Annotated in this window: 20 protein-coding genes and 1 pseudogene; 1 reads left to right on the top strand and 20 read right to left on the bottom strand. The window is 40.9% G+C overall.

Translation table 11 applies throughout. The features are described 5' to 3' along the window. Positions 1 to 279: 279 nt before the first annotated feature. The 20 genes and pseudogenes from NYE63_RS13315 to NYE63_RS13220 form a co-directional block, all read right to left on the bottom strand. Entirely contained in the window at positions 280 to 1305 is a 1026-nt protein-coding gene (locus tag NYE63_RS13315; RefSeq protein WP_342605509.1) for a serine hydrolase, read from the bottom strand. Positions 1306 to 1421: 116 nt separating this feature from the next. Beyond that, positions 1422 to 2252 (bottom strand): ammonia-dependent NAD(+) synthetase, encoded by an 831-nt coding sequence (gene nadE / locus NYE63_RS13310; protein WP_342605508.1) that lies wholly within the window; start codon positions 2250 to 2252, stop codon positions 1422 to 1424. 34 nt (positions 2253 to 2286) lie between these two features. Then, a complete protein-coding gene (locus NYE63_RS13305) occupies positions 2287 to 3756 on the bottom strand; it encodes a nicotinate phosphoribosyltransferase (RefSeq protein WP_342605507.1) in 1470 nt (489 codons plus the stop codon). 61 nt (positions 3757 to 3817) lie between these two features. Then, a complete protein-coding gene (locus NYE63_RS13300; RefSeq protein ID WP_342605506.1) occupies positions 3818 to 4369 on the bottom strand; it encodes an isochorismatase family cysteine hydrolase in 552 nt (183 codons plus the stop codon). 14 nt (positions 4370 to 4383) lie between these two features. Further along, positions 4384 to 5148, bottom strand: a complete 765-nt coding sequence (locus NYE63_RS13295; protein WP_342605505.1) for an NUDIX domain-containing protein — start codon at positions 5146 to 5148, stop codon at positions 4384 to 4386. Positions 5149 to 5341: 193 nt separating this feature from the next. Next, positions 5342 to 6871: an acyl-CoA carboxylase subunit beta gene (locus NYE63_RS13290; RefSeq protein ID WP_342605504.1), complete on the bottom strand. Its 1530-nt coding sequence runs from the start codon at positions 6869 to 6871 to the stop codon at positions 5342 to 5344. A gap of 23 nt (positions 6872 to 6894) precedes the next feature. Then, on the bottom strand, positions 6895 to 7677 hold the full coding sequence (locus NYE63_RS13285) for an enoyl-CoA hydratase (RefSeq protein ID WP_342605503.1): 783 nt from the start codon (positions 7675 to 7677) through the stop codon (positions 6895 to 6897). A gap of 20 nt (positions 7678 to 7697) precedes the next feature. Next, positions 7698 to 8597, bottom strand: coding sequence for a hydroxymethylglutaryl-CoA lyase (locus tag NYE63_RS13280; RefSeq protein ID WP_342605502.1), 900 nt, complete (start codon positions 8595 to 8597; stop codon positions 7698 to 7700). A 17-nt stretch (positions 8598 to 8614) separates the two neighbouring features. Next, entirely contained in the window at positions 8615 to 8827 is a 213-nt protein-coding gene (locus tag NYE63_RS13275; protein ID WP_342605501.1) for an acetyl-CoA carboxylase biotin carboxyl carrier protein subunit, read from the bottom strand. A 37-nt stretch (positions 8828 to 8864) separates the two neighbouring features. Then, entirely contained in the window at positions 8865 to 10214 is a 1350-nt protein-coding gene (locus NYE63_RS13270) for an acetyl-CoA carboxylase biotin carboxylase subunit (protein ID WP_342605500.1), read from the bottom strand. A gap of 12 nt (positions 10215 to 10226) precedes the next feature. Next, complete coding sequence (locus NYE63_RS13265) at positions 10227 to 11864, bottom strand: AMP-binding protein (RefSeq protein ID WP_342605754.1); 1638 nt, start codon at positions 11862 to 11864, stop codon at positions 10227 to 10229. Between the two features lie 122 nt (positions 11865 to 11986). Continuing rightward, the gene (locus NYE63_RS13260; RefSeq protein WP_342605499.1) at positions 11987 to 13129 is read right to left on the bottom strand and encodes an acyl-CoA dehydrogenase; all 1143 of its coding nucleotides are present in this window, start codon (positions 13127 to 13129) and stop codon (positions 11987 to 11989) included. Positions 13130 to 13189: 60 nt separating this feature from the next. After that, entirely contained in the window at positions 13190 to 13855 is a 666-nt protein-coding gene (locus tag NYE63_RS13255; RefSeq protein WP_342605498.1) for a TetR/AcrR family transcriptional regulator, read from the bottom strand. Between the two features lie 183 nt (positions 13856 to 14038). Beyond that, a complete protein-coding gene (locus NYE63_RS13250) occupies positions 14039 to 14797 on the bottom strand; it encodes a hypothetical protein (protein ID WP_342605497.1) in 759 nt (252 codons plus the stop codon). Between the two features lie 28 nt (positions 14798 to 14825). Further along, on the bottom strand, positions 14826 to 15872 hold the full coding sequence (locus NYE63_RS13245) for a cytochrome d ubiquinol oxidase subunit II (protein ID WP_342605496.1): 1047 nt from the start codon (positions 15870 to 15872) through the stop codon (positions 14826 to 14828). Positions 15873 to 15887: 15 nt separating this feature from the next. Beyond that, on the bottom strand, positions 15888 to 17249 hold the full coding sequence (locus tag NYE63_RS13240; RefSeq protein WP_342605495.1) for a cytochrome ubiquinol oxidase subunit I: 1362 nt from the start codon (positions 17247 to 17249) through the stop codon (positions 15888 to 15890). 1416 nt (positions 17250 to 18665) lie between these two features. Then, a complete protein-coding gene (locus tag NYE63_RS13235) occupies positions 18666 to 18920 on the bottom strand; it encodes a biotin/lipoyl-containing protein (RefSeq protein ID WP_342605753.1) in 255 nt (84 codons plus the stop codon). 298 nt (positions 18921 to 19218) lie between these two features. Continuing rightward, positions 19219 to 19410 carry a Glu/Leu/Phe/Val dehydrogenase dimerization domain-containing protein gene (locus NYE63_RS13230; protein ID WP_342605752.1) on the bottom strand — a complete coding sequence of 64 codons (192 nt, stop codon included), beginning with the start codon at positions 19408 to 19410 and terminating at the stop codon, positions 19219 to 19221. A 245-nt stretch (positions 19411 to 19655) separates the two neighbouring features. Further along, complete coding sequence (locus NYE63_RS13225; protein ID WP_063236011.1) at positions 19656 to 20162, bottom strand: acyl-CoA thioesterase; 507 nt, start codon at positions 20160 to 20162, stop codon at positions 19656 to 19658. A gap of 415 nt (positions 20163 to 20577) precedes the next feature. After that, positions 20578 to 20789, bottom strand: a pseudogene (locus tag NYE63_RS13220) (proline dehydrogenase); the annotation flags it as partial. Positions 20790 to 21177: 388 nt separating this feature from the next. Between NYE63_RS13220 and NYE63_RS13215 the strand changes: the two are divergent. Next, positions 21178 to 22629 (top strand): flavin monoamine oxidase family protein, encoded by a 1452-nt coding sequence (locus NYE63_RS13215; RefSeq protein ID WP_342605751.1) that lies wholly within the window; start codon positions 21178 to 21180, stop codon positions 22627 to 22629. The last annotated feature ends 31 nt before the right edge of the window (positions 22630 to 22660 follow it).

Below are 22660 nucleotides of genomic sequence, written 5' to 3'. Positions count from 1 at the left end.
TTCAAGATATCTAAATATACAAATGCTTTGTTTGGAAAAGCCTTGAAACATAATAAAATCTGCCCGCTTTCCAAGACAAGAAATGGAAAGTGATGCGCCGCGTCTTGAATAAAGATACAGGTGAATTATCTTTACTTGAAAATCCAGAAGTTCTGGAAACAATTGAGCAATTGGATGCAATTCCGTCCCTTTCTTAAATATAAAACAAGTTCTCCATGAATGAATTCACATTGACTATAAACAAAGGGAACCCTTCACAAGCAGAAAGGTTCCCTTTGTTTATAGTTCTTTTTCAATCGCGCAAGTAATATGGTATGGACCCGTGCTTTCATTTGAAGTAATGACGGTTTTCAATCGATTTGCCGGATATACCGCTGAATCGAAACTTACACCCGGGTCATACCCCATAAGATGATATTTGAAAATCGCTTCATTTTTTTTACTTATCCATATGCCATATCCATAGTATTTCCCTTCATCTTCCGTAGCAATATGGGGCTTCAATAAAAGATTGGTATATGCTTGATTCAGTAATTGATTGGAAAATAACCCCTCCCAAAACCTGAACATATCTGATGTTGTAATATACGCACCTCCATCCGCACCGCCTTTGATCGGAAGGGAATAAACATTTGTTCTCCATGCTCCATTTTCTTCGTCAATGTACCCTAATGCAGTATTTTTAGGAAGCTGGTCCATGGAAAAATAACCGGAATTTATCATTTCACAAGGCAGAAAGATGTTCTTTTCTATATATTCGGAAAATTCAAGTCCGGTAACTTCCTCAACAATCAATCCTAATAAAATATAGCCTGCATTATTGTAATGAAATCTTTCCCCGGGATCGAACATCATCAACTCATCTTGAAACATTGGCAGGAAATCTTTTAATCTTTTTATATGGTACATCGGATTTTTCTGCCAAAGCTCTTCAAAATCCTCCATCACTTCTTCATCAAAGTAATCAGGAATGCCCGAAGTGTGTGTTAAGAGGTGATGTATGGTTACATTTTGGTTAAAATCAGGAAACACGATTGGAAGACAGTCTTTAAGCTTAGAATCGAACCTAAGTTTCCCTTTTTGTATTAACTGGCAAATGGCTATCGCCGTAAACAGTTTACACCCAGAAGCAATTCCGAACTTCGTTTCGGTCGTATTCATGATTTCATCCGCTCGATTGGAATAGCCATGTACTGAGCTATGAATCAGGTCAACTCCCGCTTTTAAACTGATTACACCCGAGAATCCAATTCCCTTGCTCGTTTCTTCAATAATCCTGGATAAATCCATATGTTGAGTCGACATTTAGTTTTCCCCTTTGCCGGTAAAATTTCAATACTGATGTGCTGGCCAAGGTGCTCGTTATGTTCTTGCAAAAAAACCCGCATCTTTTGTGATGCGGGAAAACTTATCAGCTTCTTTTATTTCCACCAAGTATCATAAACGTTAATGGCTTCATTGCGTTTATGTTCGGTTTTAGTATACCAACCTTCGATGATTTCAGCAGCTTCCGTTCTGATTTCCTTGCCTTCAAGGTAATCATCGATTTCATCGTAGCTAACGCCTAAAGCCGCTTCATCAGGAAGTAACGGTTTGTCATCTTCCAAATCGGCCGTTGGTATTTTCGTATAAAGACGCTCAGGCGCACCGACGAATTTCAGGATTTCTTTTCCTTGCCTTTTATTTAATCGGTATAATGGAAGGATATCCGCTGCGCCGTCACCATGTTTCGTAAAGAAACCTGTGATCGCTTCTGCTGCATGGTCCGTACCAAGCACGACGCCTTTATAAAGTCCAGCTAAATCATATTGTACCTTCATTCGCTCACGTGCTTTAACATTTCCCCTTAAGAAATTCGATAGCTTTTCAGAAACTGCTTCTTCCACAGCTTTTACTGATGCATCCACCGCTTCCTTGATGTTGACTGTAACCGTTTGGCTTGGCTTGATGAATTTTAACGCAAGCTGCCTGTCATCTTCATCAGCCTGTACTCCATATGGCAAGCTTACAGCAACAAACTTATAGTCGCTGCCATTCGTTTCTTCATTCAATTCATTGACAGCGGTTTGGGCAATATACCCCGCCAGTGTTGAATCTTGCCCTCCAGATATTCCAAGTACAAAGCTTTTCAGAAACGTATTTTTATTCATATACCCTTTTAATAGATCAACACTTTTCCTGAATTCGACTTCAGGATCGATCGTTGGTTGGACAAGTAATTTTTTTACGATTTCTTTTTGTAAAGGACGCATTGGCAAAGCCCCGCTTTCTAATAAAATAGGATTGTCACTTCGTTAGCATTCTTTCTACATTGGCTTTAACTTCATCTATATTCCTCATTTTATTATCCCAACAATCCTGGCTTAGATCTACCGGGTATTCTTCAGGATTAAGTGCACGCAGGTACTCCGGCCATAATACTTGGAGATTTTTTTGCGTGAATGCCTTGATTTCATCTATGGTTGGCAATTCATAAATCAAACTTCCATCCTTGAAAATATCCACATGCAGATCAACCGCATCGAAATCCGTGACGAATTTACTTAGGAAGGTATGGACAGGATGGAACATTTTTAATTTTTCCTGTTCCTGCGGCTTCTCATATTCCATCGCCAAATAATCACCTTCAGCATGATGGTTCACTTTATTGATAATTCGATATACTCGTTTTAAGCCAGGTGTCGTAACCTTTTCAGGGTTAGATGAAATTTTGATGGTATCTCTCATATTCCCATCTTCACCCTCTATTGAAACCATTTTATAAACTGCACCGAGCGCTGGCTGGTCATAAGCCGTAATCAATTTGGTTCCGATGCCCCAAATATCAATTCTTGCTCCTTGTTGTTTCAGGTTAATGATCGTATATTCATCCAAGTCATTGGAAGCGACAATCTTCGCATCATGGAACCCTGCAGCATCAAGCATACGTCGTGCTTCTTTTGATAAGTAAGCTAAATCACCGCTGTCAAGACGGACGCCAATGAAATTGATTTTATCGCCCAGTTCCTTGGCAACACGGATTGCATTCGGAATGCCAGAACGCAATGTATCATAAGTATCAACCAAGAATACACAGTCTTTATGGGAAACAGCGTATTTATGAAAAGCGGTATATTCATCTTTATAAGCTTGGATCATGGAATGTGCATGAGTCCCTGAAACCGGAATGCCGAAAAGCTTTCCAGCACGTACATTACTGGTTGAATCAAAGCCAGCAATATAGGCCGCTCTCGCTCCCCAAATTGCAGCATCCATTTCTTGCGCCCGCCTTGAACCGAATTCAAGGGCAGATTCTTCACCGATGACCTGTTTGATGCGCGAAGCTTTTGTTGCCACGAGTGTGTGATAGTTCACAATGTTAAGCAGCGCAGTTTCAATGAGTTGAGCCTCACCGAGCGGTGCCTCCACCCGTAAAATCGGTTCATTTCCGAAGACAAGCTCTCCCTCTTTCATGCAGCGGATCGCTCCAGTGAAACGGATGTTTCGCAAATAATCCAAAAATTCTTCATCATAGTGCAGATCATTTTTTAAATAGTCGATATCACTTTCCGAGAAGGAAAAGTTTTGAAGGTAATGGACAATTTTTTCAAGTCCCGCAAAAATCGCATATCCGCTGTTAAATGGAAGCTTTCTGAAAAATATTTCGAAAACTGCCTTTCGGTTATGTGTTTTGTCCTGCCAATAAGTTTGGGCCATATTGATTTGGTAAAGATCAGTGTGTAATGCGAAACTGTCGTCGTTGTACTTTTTTTCCATGGATAGTTCCTCCCAAAAGAGAAGCATTCGCTTCCCTTCTATTCTGTTGCGTTAATGAATATTATAGAATGGTTGCTCCAAGAGATCCTTTAAAATGTCCAAGCGCCCAATGGTGACCGGCATTATTAAACGAGGCTACTGCATTTTCATATACAAAGATTTTATAGCCTAGATTATAAGCGTCCATTGCCGTATGCAAAATACAGATATCTGTACAAACCCCGACTAAATATACATCGGTAATGTGACGTTCCCGCAGGCGGATATCAAGGTCCGTTCCTGCAAAGGCCGAATAACGTGTTTTATCTATATAATGAACATTCTTTTGATTTTTATTTGTTTCATATTCCTCTTTTAACGCCCCGTATAGGTCTCTACCCATTGTACCGCTAATATTATGCGGTGGAAACAAATTCGATTCGGGATGTAAGCGGTCTCCTTCTTCATGTAAATCAATCGCGAAGACCGTGTATTCACCTTGTTTGATGAAATCCTTGGTTATACTGACAAGAGCCTTCTCGATATCCTGGCCTGGCTTCCCGCAGGTCAATGAACCCCCGTCTGCCACGAAGTCATACGTATAATCTATATTGATCAATGCCTTTTTTCCCATAGAACAATTCCCCCTCAATAGTAAATAGAGTCCATGACAACCTCTGCATTAAATCGGTAAAGCTGTGAAGGCCGATACGAATTACGTTTCGTTTTCTTCTGCATTCCCTTTTCATCCAAGACTTTCTCCAAAAACGGGAGTTTCGGGGCTTTTGCATAAAAAAGTGAGTCTGCGCTGATTTTTGCATCATCTCTGGCTGTCAGCAAAACCCGTTGCAGTTCAGAAAGTGTAAATTCATCCGGCAGGAATTTTTGAGCTATCGTCGTTTGCACCATTTCTTTTTTCATTAAATTCATCGCATCGTTAATAATTGTATAGTGATCGAATGCAAGGTCTAATTGTAAGGCTTCCTGAATCGTGAACAATTCAACCTCGGCTGCATCGTCATTCGCTTTTCTTTGATGAAGAAACTCTTCCTGGACAATTGCATAAAAAGCGTTGGATATGATCCATCCCCTGGGATCGCGCCCTGGCCGGTCATAAACCCCGAAATGCTTGACATGGAATCCAGCTACGCCCGTTTCTTCTTTCAATTCTCTTTTGGCAGCTTCATAAGCAGTCTCGGCAGCATTGACGAAACCTCCGGGTAAAGCCCATTTATCTCCTTCAACATTCGGGCTTCCTTCCTTATCTTTTGTGGCACGTTTGATTAATAATAGCTTCAAAAACATTTCAGGCGGGGCTTTCTCTGCCGTTTTCTTAGTAGTGATAGTAAAAATCGCAATATCTGCTGTGTATCCATCTGGAGTAATGTATTTCTTTTTTTCCTGCTGAGCCATGGCAACTCTCACTTTCTTTCACTAAGTATGGAATTAAGTAATTAGTAAATCATTAATTACTAATTATAGTACTCTTCCTTGTGTGATTTAGCAACACAAAACAAGAAAAATTTTCTTATTATTTGAAAAATCATTTAATTTAACACATGATAAATAGCCCGGTCATGATGACCGGGCTTATTTATTGAATTCATTAAACGGGATAGACCCCATGTTTACGATCGGTAAATGTCAATTGCTTACTGCTATATGCTTCAAAGCGGGCGCACAATTCATCACGCAGGTCATTTGGCTGGATGATGCCATCAACAATCATCTCGGAGGCTAAGCGGTAGATATCGATGTCTTCATTGTACTCATTGCGCTTCTGTTCGATGAATGCAGGGCGCTCTTCCGGTTCCATTGCATTGATTTTATTGGCATAGACGGCATTGACCGCAGCTTCTGCACCCATGACGGCAATCAATGCCGTCGGTAAGGCAAGAACGCAGTCCGGTTCAAAAGCGGGACCGGCCATCGCGTATAATCCAGCACCATAAGCCTTCCGGACAATGACAGAAATCTTGGGAACCGTGGCTTCACTCATGGCGGAAATCATTTTCGCACCATGGCGAATGATCCCTGCCTGTTCGACCTTCGTCCCAATCATGAATCCTGGAATATCCACCAGGAACAACAGCGGTATATGGAAAGCATCACATAAATTGATGAACTTGGCTGCCTTATCAGCGGAATCATGGAACAGGACGCCGCCCTTGACACGCGGCTGATTGGCTATGATCCCTATCGTTTGTCCATTTAGCCTTGCAAGCCCAGTGATTAATTCAGGGGCAAATAGCTTCTTGATTTCACAAAATGATTGCCTGTCTATAACCCTATCGATCAGGTCATACATATTAAAGGCTGCATTCTGATTTTTAGGAATCAGTTCTTCCAAAGTTTTTTCGAAATCCGCAGGTAGCTCAGGTTTTACGCTTTTAGGTCTTTCTTGATAATTTCCTGGAAAATAGCTTAAGTACCTGCGCGCAAACGCGATCGATTCTTCTTCCGACTTAACAAGTACATCCCCGCATCCTGAAACAGAACAATGCATTTTCGCCCCGCCCATTTCCTCTTCGCTCACCTTTTCGCCAATGACCATTTCTGCCATTCTCGGTGAACCTAAATACATGGATGCATTGCCTTCAACCATTACGACAATATCACAAAAAGCTGGGATATATGCCCCGCCGGCGGCAGACGGACCGAACAATAGACAAATTTGCGGGACTTTTCCTGATAACTTCACTTGATTGTAAAAGATGCGTCCCGCTCCGCGGCGTCCCGGGAACATTTCTACTTGATCAGTAATTCGTGCTCCGGCAGAATCAACTAAATAAAGAAGGGGCAACTGTAACTTTTCAGCTGTTTCCTGAATGCGAATGATTTTCTCGACGGTCCTTGCTCCCCAGGAACCTGCTTTTACAGTCGAATCATTGGCCATGACACAGACCCTCTGACCATTGATTTTTCCAATGCCTGTAACCACACCATCAGCAGGAAGACCATCACTGGAACAATTAGCAAAGAAAGCGTCCTCTATTTCAACCCCTTCATCAAAAAGAAGTTCTAGCCGCTCACGAACGAAAAGCTTTCCTTTTTCAGCGTTTTTTTGATGATATTTTTCTAAACCGCCTTTTTTAATCGTTTCAACCGTTTCGGTTAGTTTATCCGTCGTTACCATCCCTGTTCCTCCTTCAATTGAAATCATTGGCCTCTAAATGCTGGTTTGCGCTTTTCTTTGAATGCTGACAGACCCTCCAGTCGGTCACGGGTTTTTAAAGTTGTCTGATAGCATTCTTTTTCAATTTGTAACCCTGTTTTCAAGTTAGTCTCAGCCCCTTGATTAATCGCCGCTTTTGCAGCCCTGAGTGCCAATGGGGCATTAACCGCAATTTCCCCAGCCAATTTTTTCGCTTCCTCAAGTAAATGTTGAGGTGAATATACATGACTTATGATTTTCAAAGCATGTGCTGTTTTTGCATCCAATCTCCTAGCCGTATAAATCAGTTCTTTTGCTGTCGGCATTCCGACTATTCGCGGCAGGCGCTGAGTACCGCCGGCACCTGGGATGATGCCTAATGACGTTTCTGTAAGTCCCACCTTCGCCGTTTCCGATGCGATTCGTATGTCACAAGCGAGTGCCAACTCCAGCCCTCCGCCAAAAGCCGAACCGTTAATCGCAGCAATGACTGGAACTGGAAGGTTTTCTACAGCCGTAATCGTGTCTCCAATCAACTTGACTGTCTCCTTGACTTTATCATCATTCATTCCTGCTCGTTCCTTAAGATCCGCACCTGCACAAAACGCCTTTTCTCCTGCTCCCGTAATAATGACTGTTCGTAAATTGGAATCTCTTTTCAATTCATCCAGCCCTTCGGCTAAACAATGAAGCAATTCTGTGGATAAAGCATTAGCAGCATCCGGCCGATTCAAAGTCACGAGGGCAATTCCCTTTTCCTCAGTACTTATTTCAACTAATGATGTCATAAATTCACCTCAATTTTCTCTTATTGTGTGTTATAAACAGCCATCTGATGGCTAGGCAATGGTTTTTCCAAAAAGCTTTGCATCAAGGCTGCAGCCTTCATTAGTTTTTCTGAATTGATTCCCGTGTGAATTCCCATTTTATGTAGCATATGAACCAGGTCATCCGTAGCCACATTTCCGCTCGCACCTGGTGCATATGGGCATCCTCCTAAACCTCCGAGCGAAGAGTCAAAAGTGCCCACACCATAATTCAGTGATTCAAGAACATTTGCGAGCGCCATTCCCCTTGTATCATGAAAATGGAGGGCAATTCGGCTTATATCATATCTTTTTACAGCCTGTTCAAGGAACAAGGCAACCTGTCTTGGAGATGCGACCCCAATCGTATCACCCAATGAGACCTCATCGATTCCATATTCAAAAAGTTGATCACAAACACGGAAAACCTGTTCGGACGAAACCTCCCCTTCATAAGGGCAGCCGAAAACGGTAGAAATATAGCCTCTAACCGTTTTCCCGCTTTTTGATGCTGTCCCGATGACATCCTTCATTATTGGAAAGGTATCGGAAATCGATTTATTGATATTTTTAAGATTATGCGTTTCACTGGATGACATGAACACGGAAATTTCATCGATATTGGCTTCAAGGGCCGATTCCAGCCCCCTTTGATTGGGTACAAGGGCCGCATAAGTGATCCCGGGATTGCGCTTTATACCCTTAGCCACCTCAACAGCATCACTCAATTGGGGAATCCACTTTGGATGTACGAAAGAAGTCACCTCTATATAAGATAATCCTGTATCAGAGAGCTGATCGATCCAATCCATTTTGCTTTGTGCAGGTATCATGACCTTTTCATTTTGCAGCCCGTCGCGCGGACCCACTTCCTTAATTGTCACTTTTTCAGGCCAATTCATCTTACCCCTCCGTCCCTTTATTCAATGACGGCCAAAACGTCGCCCTCATTTACGAAATCCCCCTCATTCACTTTAAGTTCTTTAATGATGCCAGCTTCCTCTGCTGCAATGGGGATTTCCATTTTCATCGATTCCAAGATAACGATATCCTGTCCGTCGGAAACACTTTGCCCCTCGTTCGCTACGATTTTCCAAACGCTTCCTGCCATGCTTGCCTTTAATTCTGCCATCTCATATTCCTCCTGATCATTATGTTTTAAAAACGCGTTATACTGTCAATTTTTTAATATATTTCGCAATGAAATCCGTAGTCGTATCTCCTTGGGAAAAAGCTTCATGAGAAATTATTTCCATCAGCAAAGGAAGGTTTGTTTTAATTCCTTCTATTTTATAGCTTGCCAGCGCTTCTATTAATCTCTCGATCGCTTTATCTCTCGAATCGCCGCTCACTACCAATTTTGCGATCATCGGATCATAAAAGTGCGATACAACGGAAGTTCCATGAACCGCCAATTCATGACGGATCCCCTCACCTTCCGGAAGTTCCATGCTGGTGATTCTACCCGGTGCTGGATAGAAAGTTTTCGGATCTTCAGCATATATGCGCACTTCAATGGAGTGTCCATCCTGTTTAATCTCACTTTGAGTGAATTCCAATTTGTTGCCCGATGCAATTTTAATTTGCTGTTCGACTAAATCCAGTCCCGTAATTTCTTCGGTGACAGGATGCTCTACCTGTAGGCGTGTATTCATTTCCAGGAAATAAAAGTTTTTATCCGCATCAACTAAAAATTCGAGGGTGCCCGCATTGCTATAACCGATGGATTTTACCGCTTTCACTGCAGCCATTCCCATCCTGTTTCTTGTTTCTTCGTCAAGGAAAGAAGAGGGAGCCTCTTCCACGACCTTCTGGTGGCGCCTTTGAACGGAGCATTCCCTTTCCCATAAGTAAACAGCATTCCCAAAGGAATCCGCCAATACCTGAATTTCAATATGACGAGGCTTCTCAATCAATTTTTCTATGAACATATCTCCATTGCCAAAAAACAATTGGGCACGTTTTTGATTCCCTTCGAAGGCCTTGGTAAGTTCATCTTCATTAGCAACGGCCTGCATACCGATTCCCCCGCCGCCTGCTGCTGCTTTTAACATGACTGGATAGCCAATCTTTTCAGCAACCGCTGCCGCTTCTGCACTATCAATTAACGGACGTGAAAATCCAGGCACCAATGGAAGTCCCGCTTGCTCCATCTTTTTCCGTGCCTCTACTTTATTGCCCATCTGCTGGATGATCTCTGGTTTGGGACCAATGAATATCAAGCCGGCTTCTTCGCATGAACGTGCGAAATCTGCATTTTCACTAAGAAAGCCGTATCCAGGATGAATGGCCTCCACTCCGGTTTTCTTAGCTATTTCCAAAATCTTAGTGACGTTTAAATAGCTTTCCTGTACTCTCGGGCCACCCAATAAATATGCCTCATCCGCCAACCTCACAAATGGTGAATCCGAATCTGCTTCCGAATGGACGGCGACAGTAAGTATTCCCAACTTCCTGCATGTACGAATAATGCGTGATGCTATTTCTCCCCTGTTTGCGATAAGAATTTTTCGAATCATACGATATCCTCCTTATTTAGTACGTTCCGATAGTAGGTCAAGAGTTTGTTGCCGAAGCTTATACTTTTGGATTTTCCCGGATGCTGTCATTGGATAAGTATCGGTAAATTGAATGTAACGGGGAATTTTATGAAAAGATATTTTCCCTTTGCAATACTCAATCAATTCTTTCTCCGTAAGGTTTTCACCTGCTTTCAAAATGATCCATGCCGCGACTTCTTCCCCGTACTTCTGGTCTGGAACGCCGAGTACCTGGACATCGACAATTGCAGGATGTTGATAGAGGAATTCTTCAATCTCACGAGGATAAATATTTTCTCCTCCGCGGATGATCATATCTTTCAGCCGGCCTGTAATCTTGCAATAACCTCTTTCATCCATGACCGCCAAATCGCCCGTATGAAGCCAGCCTTCCCGGTCAATCGCTTGCTCAGTGGCTTCCGGATTATTATAATATCCCTTCATTACATGGTATCCCCTTGAACAGAGTTCCCCTTGTTTGCCCCGCTGGACTTCCTCTCCGGTAACTGGATCGACAATTTTCACTTCCACTTTCGGCAAAGCCCTTCCCACTGAAGAAACACGAAGTTCGATCGGATCGTCCGTTCTTGTCATTGTAATTCCTGGAGAAGATTCCGTTTGACCATAAGTAATCGTAATTTCCGAGATTCCCATCTTATTCACCACGCTTTTCATGACTTCGATCGGACATGTAGAGCCTGCCATGATACCAGTCCGCAACGAACTTAAATCATACTGGTCAAAGTCATCGAGATTAAGTTCAGCTATGAACATCGTCGGTACCCCATGAAGTCCCGTACATTTTTCGGCTTCAACGGTCTGTAGGACGACGCGTGGATTAAATTCCACGATGGGCACCATTGTTGCCCCTACAGAAACAGAGGCCATTGTCCCAAGTGAACAGCCGAAACAATGAAAAAACGGAACCGGGATGCAAAGCCTGTCAACTTCGGTAAGCTTCATGCATTCCGCAACATTCAATCCGTTATTGACCAAGTTTGAATGCGTCAGCATCACTCCTTTTGGAAATCCTGTCGTCCCTGATGTATATTGCATATTAATCACATCACCGGGAGCCAATTCCTCCATTCTCATGTCCAACGACTCCTCCGAAACGGATTCGCTCCCGCTAATGACTTCATCCCACGAAAACGTTCCGGGATAACGCGTTTCACCTAAAACGATGATATTTTTCAATTTTGGCAGTTTCTCAGATTGTAATTTTCCTGGTTCTGAATTTTTCAATTCAGGTACGATTTCGTACAGCGTTTCTATATATGAATGATCCTTATATTGTTCCATCAGGATGATCGTCGTCGAATCCGATTGCTTGAGCAGGTATTCCAGTTCACTTGTGCGGTAATTAGTATTGACCGTCACTAGCACCCCGCCCATTTTCGCGGTGGAAAATTGGGATATAAGCCATTCCGGTTTATTGGACGCCCAAATGGCGATATGCTCCCCTTTTTTAATATCTAGTGACATGAACCCCCTGGCCGCCTTTCGGCAAATCTTTTCAAATTCGCGATAGGAATGGCGCAGGCCTAGTTCATGGTACACCACCGCTTCATTATCACCATATTGTTCAGCTGTCCTTTCAAGCAGTTTCCCGATAGTAACATCTAGCAAATCAGACATCAAACTCCTCCTATCAAATAAAAGTAAGAATGAACGCTTTTTGCTGTATAGATAACATCTGCTTTTCACCAAAATGAACCCAAGCATCATTGTTCATTTTACGTTCGGAAAGATTAACAGCCTAATTGTCTGGCAATAACGATTCTTTGAATTTCGGATGTGCCTTCACCAATCTCCAATAACTTAGCATCTCTTAAATAGCGTTCCACTTCATATTCACGCATGTAACCAGATCCGCCGTGTATTTGAATCGCTTGATTGCTAGCCCGGAACGCGGTCTCACTTGCAAAAAGCTTGGCATATGCCGCTTCTTTTGCAAAAGGTTTTTTATTGTCCTTTAACCATGCAGCCTTATATACCATATTTCTCGCCAATTCAATTTCCATCGCCATGTCTGCAAGCTTGAATTGAATGGCCTGGAAATTTGATATGGATTTACCGAATTGAATGCGCTCTTTTGAAAAAGCTAAAGCTCTATCAAAGGCAGCCTGAGCGATACCGACGGCTAAAGCTGCAATTGAAATCCTTCCTCCATCCAGCGTGAATAAGAATTGTTTGAAGCCTTTGTCTGGATCTCCCAATAAATTTTTCTTTGGTACCCTAACATTATCCAGAATGATTTCACAAGTATTGGAAGCCCGAACTCCCATTTTTTCATAATTGCTATTGATCGTAAGCCCTTGGGTATCGGTTGGCACGATGAATGCCGAGATGATATTCTTGCCCTTGGAATCTTTGCCCGATACAGCAGTGACGGTAACGGTTCTTGAATAGCTGGCATTTGTTATCCATGTTTTCTCGCCATTAATCACATATTCATCACCTTCCAACACGGCAGTGGTTCTCGTACCGCCAGCATCGGAACCCGCATTAGGCTCTGTTAACCCGAAAGCTGCCAGAGTTTCACCGGTCGTGATAGGGACCAGATATTTTTGCTTCTGTTCTTCGGTTCCAAAATAGTAAATTGGACTTGCTCCGAGCGAAACGGCTGCTGCATAACTTAATCCGGTTCCCCCGCACGCCTTGCCAACCTCTTCAACTGCAATTGCATACGAAATCGTATCTCCGCCCGAACCGCCATATTCTTCAGGAAACGGAATTCCAAGTAACCCGAGTTTCCCCATTTTTTTGAATACATCCTCCGCAAACATGGACTTTGCATCCAACTCTATTGCAATGGGTTTAATTTCCTTTTCGGCAAATTCCTTAACCATTTCCTTAATCATCTGCTGCTCTTTTGTAAGTGAAAAATCCATATGTTCATTCCCCTTTCTATTGAGACCGACTAGTTGGTCTGTGCAAATCAAGTTTATTGTTTAATCCACAAGAAATTGGTTCTTCAGTAAAAATGGCTGGGTGATTTCCGCTTCTTTTTGTCTATCTGTCAATAGGGCATTCAAAATTAAATCCACGTAAATATCGCCGATTTCATCGATTGTTTTTTCACCGTCCCTTTTGTACCATTTATAGGACCAGTTCACCATCCCCAGAATTGACATTCCGGTAATTTCCACCGGCAATTCGCTGCGGAATACTCCCTTGTCAACACCTTCTTTAATGACGGAAAAAATGATTTCTTTATACATTTGACGCTTTTTTTTGATTGCTTCAACATAAGGTGGTTTTAGGTAAATACTTTCTTGATAGAAAACTGAGATGTGTGGTTTATAGAGGTCAAAAACTTTAACGAATGATTGAATGATCTTTTGCATTTTCTCTGTTGGATGGGTACTTTCTGAAATGGCTTCCTGTGCTTTTATTAAAACATATGAAATAAAGTAATCATGGATGACAAATAAGAGTTCATCTTTGGAAGAGAAATGGTGATAAAAACCACCCTTGCTAGTTCCGCATGCCTTAACGATTTCGTTAACGGAGACACCATGAAAACCATGCTGATCGAAGAGCGTCAACGATGTTTCAATTATTTTTTCTTTTAACTCCGTAAGACTGCACCCCCTTTGTATCCGCTTACATTTCATCCAGAATAAAGAGTTTGATTATGTATAAACTGGATTTATTTAGATTTTACCAAATTTTTAAAAATTGTCAATTTTTAATTGAAAATAAAAAACAGCCCTCTAAACCAAGAGCTGTAAACCTACTTATATAGCCAAGTTATTCCTAGTCCATTATACATTCGATGCTGTACCATATTGTCTTCACTATTTATTTCTTCCCTTGGCCGGTTTAACCTGGGCTTTCACAAGCTGCCATCCATTGTTATACTTCCATACTGATTTGATCTCCAATATCGAATCACGTTGATCGGGCCCTTTTACATTTTGGACTCCCATAAGTGCTTTTCCTTTACCAAAAACGGTTTTGAGGTCCAGTGAAGAGTATGGATCAATCAAAAGCTCTGTCGGTTCATTTAGTTTTCCATTTCGATAAATGCCCAATTCATCATAAGCTTGTTTTCTGGAACTGACATCTATCACCACAGGCTTTTGACCTTCAATAATGATTTCCGCTTTGTATCCGTCAATAAATTGTGCCATTACTGGAACGGATGGAGGGACTTCCAGTTCCTTCACTTTTCCATCCTTGAACGTATAGGCGTAACTGGTTATCAACCGCTCTCTACCTTCCATCAAAACAGTGACCAATACATCCTGGACTCCATCATTATTCAAGTCGGCAACCTTGAGATCTGGAGTATACCCAGCTCCGAGCGGAACGCTGATTGTACGGCGATTGCTTTCCACATTCAACTCAATTTTCTTCAGAAACTTGCTTCCTTCCTCATATGGAAGTCCCTGAACCTGGATGATGTCTATTTTCTGGTCACCTGTTACATCTCTTTTTGTTGATATATATGTGCCATCTACCTGAAAATTTTTATCATGCGCTTCAACCGCTTGGTAGCTCAAAAATAGTGAGATGACTAAAACCGCATATTTTAGCAGATCTAACTTTTTCATAGTGATAACCTCTCTTTTCCAAGATGAACTAATTTGACATTTGTCGCCGTTTGAACTTTCGACGCTGATCTTTCATGAAGATGGACCAGAAATAATAGAACCCTGGCACTAATATCGCAAAGCCCACGATATATGTGGCAAACACGGCCCGGAATGAGGTCGGGTCGGTAAATCCTGAAAGAATCGTGACATTTGGATATATGATATAAGGTAAATGGGCGATACCATAAACATAACTGCCGATTAAATACTGAATGATAATCGCTATTACAGCGAGCCGAGGCATCCCTTTAACCTCCTGCTTTGAAAAATAAGGTAAGTACAGTGCTATCCCGCTAATGATGAAAAAAACGAGCGAGACGAATAACAATGCAGAGTTTTTCATCATTCCTTGGTAGATCCAGTTCGCTTCGTTTTTTAACGTGAGCATAACCAACAGGGCCATGACTAACATAAGCGGTCCCGTTATCATCGCATCCCTGCGATATATTTTGTATGCTTTCATTTCATCAGCCTGTTTTGAGTAATCAGACAGGAGCAAAGATGATAAAAAAAGCGTGCTCATAATTCCAAACCCCACAAATGCATACTCATTCGGACTCGTGAAAAGTTTAGATAGATTCAATTCTTCATTTCCTCTCACGCCTTCGACAAATCCAAGGTGGGTGATTGGCAATACACTGATTAATAGCCCGGGTATGATCAATCCCGTCAATCCTGAAATATAGGTTAACGCTTTTTCATATTTGTCTACGCTATGCGAGAAAACCAAGAAAGCGCTCCTTATACATAACAGGACCAAAATCAGGCTCGCAGGAACGATCAAGGCTACCCCAATCGGGAAAACCGCACCTGGAAATAAACTGTAAATCGCAATAACAAGACCAACCACAAAAGTATTAGTCACTTCCCAAGTTGGTGATAAATAGCTATTTGCTATCTTCGTAGCATTCGTTTCTTCCTTTTTAATGTAAGTCATTGCCCAGAAGCCAGCGCCAAAATCCATAGAGGCCATGATGGCATAAAGAAAAATAAAGCCCCAGACCAGTGTTATTGCAAGAAGAGCATCACTCATACGCCTTCCCTCCTTTTATGAATTCGAATCGAAAAGCCTTACATCTTTCTGTTCGGCCTTATAAATATCATCCATCACGGAATGACGTTTGAAATAATACAAAAGTGTAAACACGACAGAAACGCATAAAATGATATAAACAATAATGAACATCGTGAATAAAAATCCAAGGTTTTCGTAAGACGTTACTGAATCCTCCGTAGTCAGCATCCTGTATATCGTCCATGGCTGTCTGCCTGTACAGGCAAAAATCCAGCCGCATTCAATCGAAATCACCGAAAGCGGTCCAGCAGCAACAAACATCCAGAGAATCCATTTTGGATAAGTCTCCTTTTTCAACCATTTATTCCATACCAATGCAAACAGTGCTAACGCGATTAACCCTGAACCAATGACGACCATGGCGTTGAATAAGATATGGACATAAAGCGGCGGCCAATACTCTTCAGGAAAATCGTTTAAACCGGTCACGACCGTATCGAAGCTATTTCCAGATAGAAAGCTTAATAACCATGGGAATTCAATTCCATATTTGACTTCCTGGGCTTCCCTATCGGTATAACCGAACAAGGTGAGTCCGGCATGGTCCTTTGTTTCAAACAAACCTTCTGCCGCCGCCAATTTTTCCGGCTGTTCCCTATATAAATGCTGTGTAGTCGCATGACCGTTCAATGCCGTCAAAAAAGAAAAAACCAAACCCAATACAATACTGAGCCTCAGTGCTTTTTGGTGAAAATTAAATTCAGCTGTGCCATATTTATTTTTCAACATCTTATAGGCAGCAACGGCCGCTACGACAAAAGCGCCTGTAGTATAAGCAGTCAGTGCCGTATGTCCTGCCGTCACCAAGAAACTTGGGTTGAAAAATGCTGCCCAAGGATCGACATCAACGATTTCCCCATTTTCAAACCGGAACCCAGCCGGTGTCCCCTCAAAAGCATGGACATTCGAAATCAAAACAGCCGAAGCCATTGCTCCGAAAGCAACAAAGAATAAACTCACGAAACGTGCCCATGGCTTGATTTTTTCAGCAGCATACACATAAATTGACATGAACAGCGCTTCAACCATGAATGCATAAATCTCTATCTGGAATGGAAGCGCCATGACACGTCCAATCACTTCCATGAACCCAGGCCATAATAGTGACAGCTGCACACCCGCAATCGTACCAGTTGGGATCCCGACCCCAAGTAAAACCCCTAATGTTTTGGTCCAGCGTTTAGCCATGACAACATACTGTAAATCCTTTGTCCTTTGATACATCAATTCCGCGGCCAACATCATCATCGGCAACCCGACGCCAATCGTTGCAAATATGATATGTACAGCCATATTCGTCCCGAACATCGCGCGGGCCATTTGTATATGATCCATACTGTCTTCCTTTCTAACCTTTGTCTCTTGGTAGTATCTCCTCTGTAAAGGAAAATATTTAATAATATTCCACAAACTAAGTTTTCATAGGCGGTACTGAAGACAGTATTTTAACTTAATGATGCTTTTGGTTGATTGTTTATTAAATATTCTATCGAGGTTATTCTTGGGATATATTTATATCGGTTGATCGCTTCTCAACCTCGCTTAGATTGCATATATGTACCTCAAATTTATTATAACTGTGCAAATTATCGTCATTTCGTTCGTCACATCAGCAAAGAGAGTAGATTTCACATAGTAGCCCCCGTCCAAACCTTCTGGCTTGCTAGAACAACCAGCGATAATTTTCGCAATTTCCTCAATACCTTTGTTGATGAGTTCTTGAATTGTGTTCCACTGTGGTTTGTAGCTACTGGTCCTAAATATTTTTGCAACATACATGCATTTTTGAGGGTTAAAAGTTATAGAATCCGCCCTTTCAATACCAGAAAGTAGTTGACGATACTTCTCTGAAAATACTATTGCCCTCCATTAGCAGCATCTACATGTAATCACCATAATTCCTTTGCTGTTTCTACAATGGATAAGATTGGGTCAATACTACCCGTTAAAGTTGTTCCAGCCGTTACCACAACTGCATAGGCTTTCTTTCCGTCTTCACACAATTTATTAATCTTTTTCTCTAATTCCGAAATATCCATCTGAGAATTATAATTACCTTTTTAAAGCAACCCTTCCTCTTTAACTTTTAATTTATGGTTCCGCATAACGAACGAGTCACCAAACAATCACTACAACACCAGGAGTGGAATCAAAGATTGCCGCGAATTCTTCACAATCCTCAAAATAACATTCATTTTTATATTTTCTGCACATAAAAAATACACACATACCCTACAATATAGTAGTCTATGTGTGTATTGCGGCCGGCATTGACTTTTGCCTAATTTTAGGAATGATTTTCCTATGTATCAGAATAAAAGCACGGGTACTAGCCTATATATATTCATTTTCAATCCATAGAAAAATCTTCGGCATAAAAAGAACAATATAATACAAAATTGCTTTATTGCAAAAATCGCTCTATGTTTCTAGCAAGCGGACATTGCACTAAAACAAAGGACTTATATAATAAAAAAACTCTACCAGATCTTAGAGCCTTTTTAAACATATGTTCAATAAATAGTACTTTTATGAATAAACCCGGTAAATTTATTAACAAAGATTTCTATCATAAAAAAATAGGATTACTTTGTTATTTAACTAATTACAAATTCTGGATTTTATTTCATTTATTCTGCTTTGCATCTTTTAAACATACAAAATATTCTAAAAATTAAACAGATACCTTTACAAGACTCTTATTTAGATAAATCCATATTCAGGATCCTAATATACCCTTTGGACCTCCTATCAGTCACTTCCTGTGATTAATAAATCATCCTGTAACTGAATTAACACTGTTTCATTACTTACACTTTGATTTTTTGTTACTTCAATTGAAACAACATGACCACTTACACCTGCCTCAATTTCTACTTTTTTATTGTCGGTTGTATGAACTACGATTAGTTTTTCCCATTCATATACATAAGAACCTTGACTAACAAATATGTTTTCAACTTTTCCATAACAAGGACTATAGACAGTTTCAATAACTTTTTTCACCTTAAACACCTCTTTTTCTAATAAAATAGAGATTTCAATTATCATACTCACACTTACCCCCAACCATGTAAGCACTAGAAGCATACCTATTTGATAATATTGTGCTTTTGAAGAAACCTTTTGAAAAGAATTGACTATTATTTCGTAATTTTTGTGCCATTTCTTCTGTCCAATAATAGCCTGATTGTTTTACACCCATTCAAAGTATGAACCGTGATTCCACCAGAACTAAAATATCTTTGGTTGTTCCAACAATTTGACTAATCGCACCCACATACCTCGACTTAACCATTCTAATTCAGAAGAGGACATGTTCGGGCGGATCGAAAACAACACCGCCTTTTCCTCCACCCCAAGGATGATCAAAAACCCCACAACTTAAACTCATCCACATGAATAAAGCAGTTCCTTCTAGTTGTAAACGAACTCCACCCTTTGTACGCCCAACTGCATCATTATGTTGAGAACGAAAGCCGGTGAAAACTTTTATGAACCAACACCCATTCGAACATTCGTACAGGAAGAATGCGAAGAGGTTCTTTCAGTAACTAGTACATTTCGATGTTATAATCCTAACTTTTGAATTACTTTTTTATAATAGACAGGGTTGACCTTAGTAACTCTAATACTTCACTTTGCTTATTATCAGGCTTTTCAGCTTGATCGATTTTGATAAGGATTGCCTCTTACCTTTTTGCACCTCGTAGGTTATAGGTTTTATCTTCTATATGAAAGTTAAGGATAATCTACATTTAAAAACATAGCCACATCTTTACTTTTTTGTTTTCTCTGTTTCCGCATCCTTGCTCTATCTAATGCCGTTTCATGTAATTTTTTTTCTTCTTCTGTCTCCGGAATAACATTTGGAACACGTGTTGGACGTTTATGTTCATCAAGTGCAACAAATGTTAAGAGCGCAGTCGCTGCAATTCTACGTACACTGCTTTTTAAATCTTCAGCAATAATTTTTACAAATACCTCCATTGAAGATGTGCCTGTCCATGCCACATAAGATATAAAACAAACTGAATCCGTTGTACGAATGGGATGTAAAAAGTCAACTGAATCTGTTGAAGCAGTTACACATTCACTTCGACTATGACGTGCTGCAGAAATCGATGCCACTTGATCGACGTCACTCATTAATCGGCCGCCAAATAATGTATTATGATTGTTCACATCATTTGGAAATATACGACTCGTTCTTATCACCCTTGATTCTTTGCAATATTTTGCTTCCATAAACCCGTCCTCCTAAACATGGGACCTGAAATCACCTATGTAAAATTTTAGTATATGGTAATATTATGATACAAATTTGAGCTTTTTATCCTTTAAACACTATCAGCCTACACGGCCTGGTGTTCGAGAATGCGCAGCTTGATTTAAAATATCATTCACCATCTGCTGTTGCTCAAGTTCTTTGTGTAGCATTAAAAGCTCCTCCTGTTCGAGTGAACTGTTGTCATTCTCTTGGAAGGAACCAGACTTTTCATATTGGTGAATCCACCTGTCAAGGGAGGACGGGGTCAGATCATACTCTTCACCGAGCGCTTTCTTTGATTTCCAGTTCCGTTGAAACTGAACCATTAACAATGAAAGCGACTTATTTATCAACAACGTAAATCTTGCTTCTTATACCCTACATTATCAAATGTTTGCGTAATTCTCTCAGGATATCTAAAGTGATTTGGCAATGAGCATTATCTTCCATATCGATTCTCACAAAATTGTTGTATTTTTTGCTGTCTCAAGAATTAGACACATATTTTGAACACAAAAATTCCGATCAATGTCCAAACCAAGTTGGGTCATTTTTACAGATAAATTACTATTTACTCCTACACTATCCATAGCTTCTAACGTTCTGTTGCCTCTATCGCCTCTATTCCTTATTTCATCCCATCGTTCAAAAAGACTGAACACTGCTTCTCTAACTTTCTAAATTAATTTCGACTCCATCATAAATAGTAGTCTTAAGATAGCTAGCTGCCGAAAGAAAGCATCCTCTTTTAACCACAAATCAGCAGCTTTTTCATCTCCTGCACTATTAAATTATCTAAAAATTGAGTATTCCACATAAAGGATAAACCTAGTGGAATATGATAGCAATAATCAATCATGACAAATAATTGAAGATCCTTCATAAATGGTGACCCAATTGGAATAAGATAGCGTACATCACAATATAGAAAGTGTAACAAGAGAGGAGAAAAACACTTTGTCCTTTTTCAATGATCCGCTATCACCCGATCAAATGCTCACTGTGATCAGAAATGGCCTTGGAACTTCCCAAATCCCAAAAAAAATCATTATCATTGGTGCCGGCATGTCTGGGTTGGTTGCAGCATCCCTTTTAAAACAAGCGGGGCACGATGTAACGATATTGGAAGCATCCGGGAGAGTCGGTGGGCGTGTTTTTACCATTCGGGAGCCATTTTCAAATGGTTCCTACCTTGAAGCCGGTGCCATGCGCATCCCGAATTATCATTACTTAGTTGCTGAATACATCAAGAAGTATGGTTTACGAGTCAACACTTTTGTGAATGCGACTCCTAATGATCCCATTTATGCCAATGGAATCAAGACGACCGCTGCTATATATCAACGGAACCCGGATATACTGAGGTACCCTGTAGCTCCCCATGAAAGAGGCAAAACAGCTGAAGAATTACTCAACATGGCAATTAAGCCTGTGACTGACTTCATCATTCAAAACCCACGCAGAAATTGGGAAATAGTCATTAAAGAATTTGATAAATACTCCATGAGCTTCTTTTTGCAGTACAATCCGGTAGGGATAAGTCTATCTACGGGGGCGATTGAAAGCATTAAAGTATTAATGGGTTTAGAAGGATTCCCTGAACTTTCTTTTCCGGCCATTCTTCGGGAGCTTATGCCGCTCTTTAATCCGGACATAAAGTTTTTTGCAATAGAAGGAGGAAACGACCGGCTTCCTTATGCTTTTCTACCGGAATTGAAGGATAATCTAAACTTCAGATATGAAGTGACAAAGATCGTTCAACATGATAATCAAGTAACCATCCATTCCAAACATACTCAAAGCAAAAGACCCTTAACGGTCACCGGTGACCTTGCCATCGTGACTATCCCTCTTCAATTGCTGCAATTTATAGACATTGAACCCAGGAATTCCTTTTCCCATAATAAGTGGAAGGCAATAAGAGAACTCCATTATGCTGCGTCCACAAAAATTGGACTTCAGTTCACACATAGGTTTTGGGAAAAGGAAGGAATTTTCGGCGGTAAATTGACGACCGATTTACCCATTAGATTTTCTTATTACCCCAGCCAAACGAGCAACCAGAGTGAATCCGGTCTCATCTTAGCAAGTTATACATGGGAAGATGATGCCACTTTGTGGGATATACTTCCGGAAAATGATCGTATACAACAATCATTGAAAAACTTGGCAAAGGTCCATGGAACACAAGTATACGACCATTTTTTATCAGGAGCTTCTTATAGCTGGACACTGAATCAGTATGCCTTCGGCGCTTTCTCCATGTTTAAGCCTGGTCAGGAAACGGACTTGTTTCCATACATCCCAACCCCTGAAGGAAGGGTCCACTTCGCTGGTGAGCATACATCAACCGTACCAGCATGGATTGAAGGTGCCATTCAATCCGGCATCAGGGTTGCACATGAAGTGACGAATCTGCCTAGAACATTCGGTGAGCCTTTTTGAATGGACCTTTTCATTGACTAATAAGTAATTA

It is taken from the genome of Peribacillus sp. FSL E2-0159 (genome assembly GCF_038643155.1).
GTDB lineage: Bacteria > Bacillota > Bacilli > Bacillales > DSM-1321 > Peribacillus > Peribacillus simplex.
Note: the sequence above shows the minus strand (reverse complement) of the source record. Positions and strands in the feature narration are given on the sequence as shown.

What these genes read in the sequence shown, in the direction of transcription:
- NYE63_RS13315 (WP_342605509.1), bottom strand. Translation starts at nt 1,305, where the DNA reads ATGTCGACTCAACATATGGATTTATCCAGGATTATTGAAGAAACGAGC.
- nadE (WP_342605508.1), bottom strand. Translation starts at nt 2,252, where the DNA reads ATGCGTCCTTTACAAAAAGAAATCGTAAAAAAATTACTTGTCCAACCA.
- NYE63_RS13305 (WP_342605507.1), bottom strand. Translation starts at nt 3,756, where the DNA reads ATGGAAAAAAAGTACAACGACGACAGTTTCGCATTACACACTGATCTT.
- NYE63_RS13300 (WP_342605506.1), bottom strand. Translation starts at nt 4,369, where the DNA reads ATGGGAAAAAAGGCATTGATCAATATAGATTATACGTATGACTTCGTG.
- NYE63_RS13295 (WP_342605505.1), bottom strand. Translation starts at nt 5,148, where the DNA reads ATGGCTCAGCAGGAAAAAAAGAAATACATTACTCCAGATGGATACACA.
- NYE63_RS13290 (WP_342605504.1), bottom strand. Translation starts at nt 6,871, where the DNA reads ATGGTAACGACGGATAAACTAACCGAAACGGTTGAAACGATTAAAAAA.
- NYE63_RS13285 (WP_342605503.1), bottom strand. Translation starts at nt 7,677, where the DNA reads ATGACATCATTAGTTGAAATAAGTACTGAGGAAAAGGGAATTGCCCTC.
- NYE63_RS13280 (WP_342605502.1), bottom strand. Translation starts at nt 8,597, where the DNA reads ATGAATTGGCCTGAAAAAGTGACAATTAAGGAAGTGGGTCCGCGCGAC.
- NYE63_RS13275 (WP_342605501.1), bottom strand. Translation starts at nt 8,827, where the DNA reads ATGGCAGAATTAAAGGCAAGCATGGCAGGAAGCGTTTGGAAAATCGTA.
- NYE63_RS13270 (WP_342605500.1), bottom strand. Translation starts at nt 10,214, where the DNA reads ATGATTCGAAAAATTCTTATCGCAAACAGGGGAGAAATAGCATCACGC.
- NYE63_RS13260 (WP_342605499.1), bottom strand. Translation starts at nt 13,129, where the DNA reads ATGGATTTTTCACTTACAAAAGAGCAGCAGATGATTAAGGAAATGGTT.
- NYE63_RS13255 (WP_342605498.1), bottom strand. Translation starts at nt 13,855, where the DNA reads ATGAAATGTAAGCGGATACAAAGGGGGTGCAGTCTTACGGAGTTAAAA.
- NYE63_RS13250 (WP_342605497.1), bottom strand. Translation starts at nt 14,797, where the DNA reads ATGAAAAAGTTAGATCTGCTAAAATATGCGGTTTTAGTCATCTCACTA.
- NYE63_RS13245 (WP_342605496.1), bottom strand. Translation starts at nt 15,872, where the DNA reads ATGAGTGATGCTCTTCTTGCAATAACACTGGTCTGGGGCTTTATTTTT.
- NYE63_RS13240 (WP_342605495.1), bottom strand. Translation starts at nt 17,249, where the DNA reads ATGGATCATATACAAATGGCCCGCGCGATGTTCGGGACGAATATGGCT.
- NYE63_RS13225 (WP_063236011.1), bottom strand. Translation starts at nt 20,162, where the DNA reads ATGGAAGCAAAATATTGCAAAGAATCAAGGGTGATAAGAACGAGTCGT.
- NYE63_RS13215 (WP_342605751.1), top strand. Translation starts at nt 21,178, where the DNA reads ATGCTCACTGTGATCAGAAATGGCCTTGGAACTTCCCAAATCCCAAAA.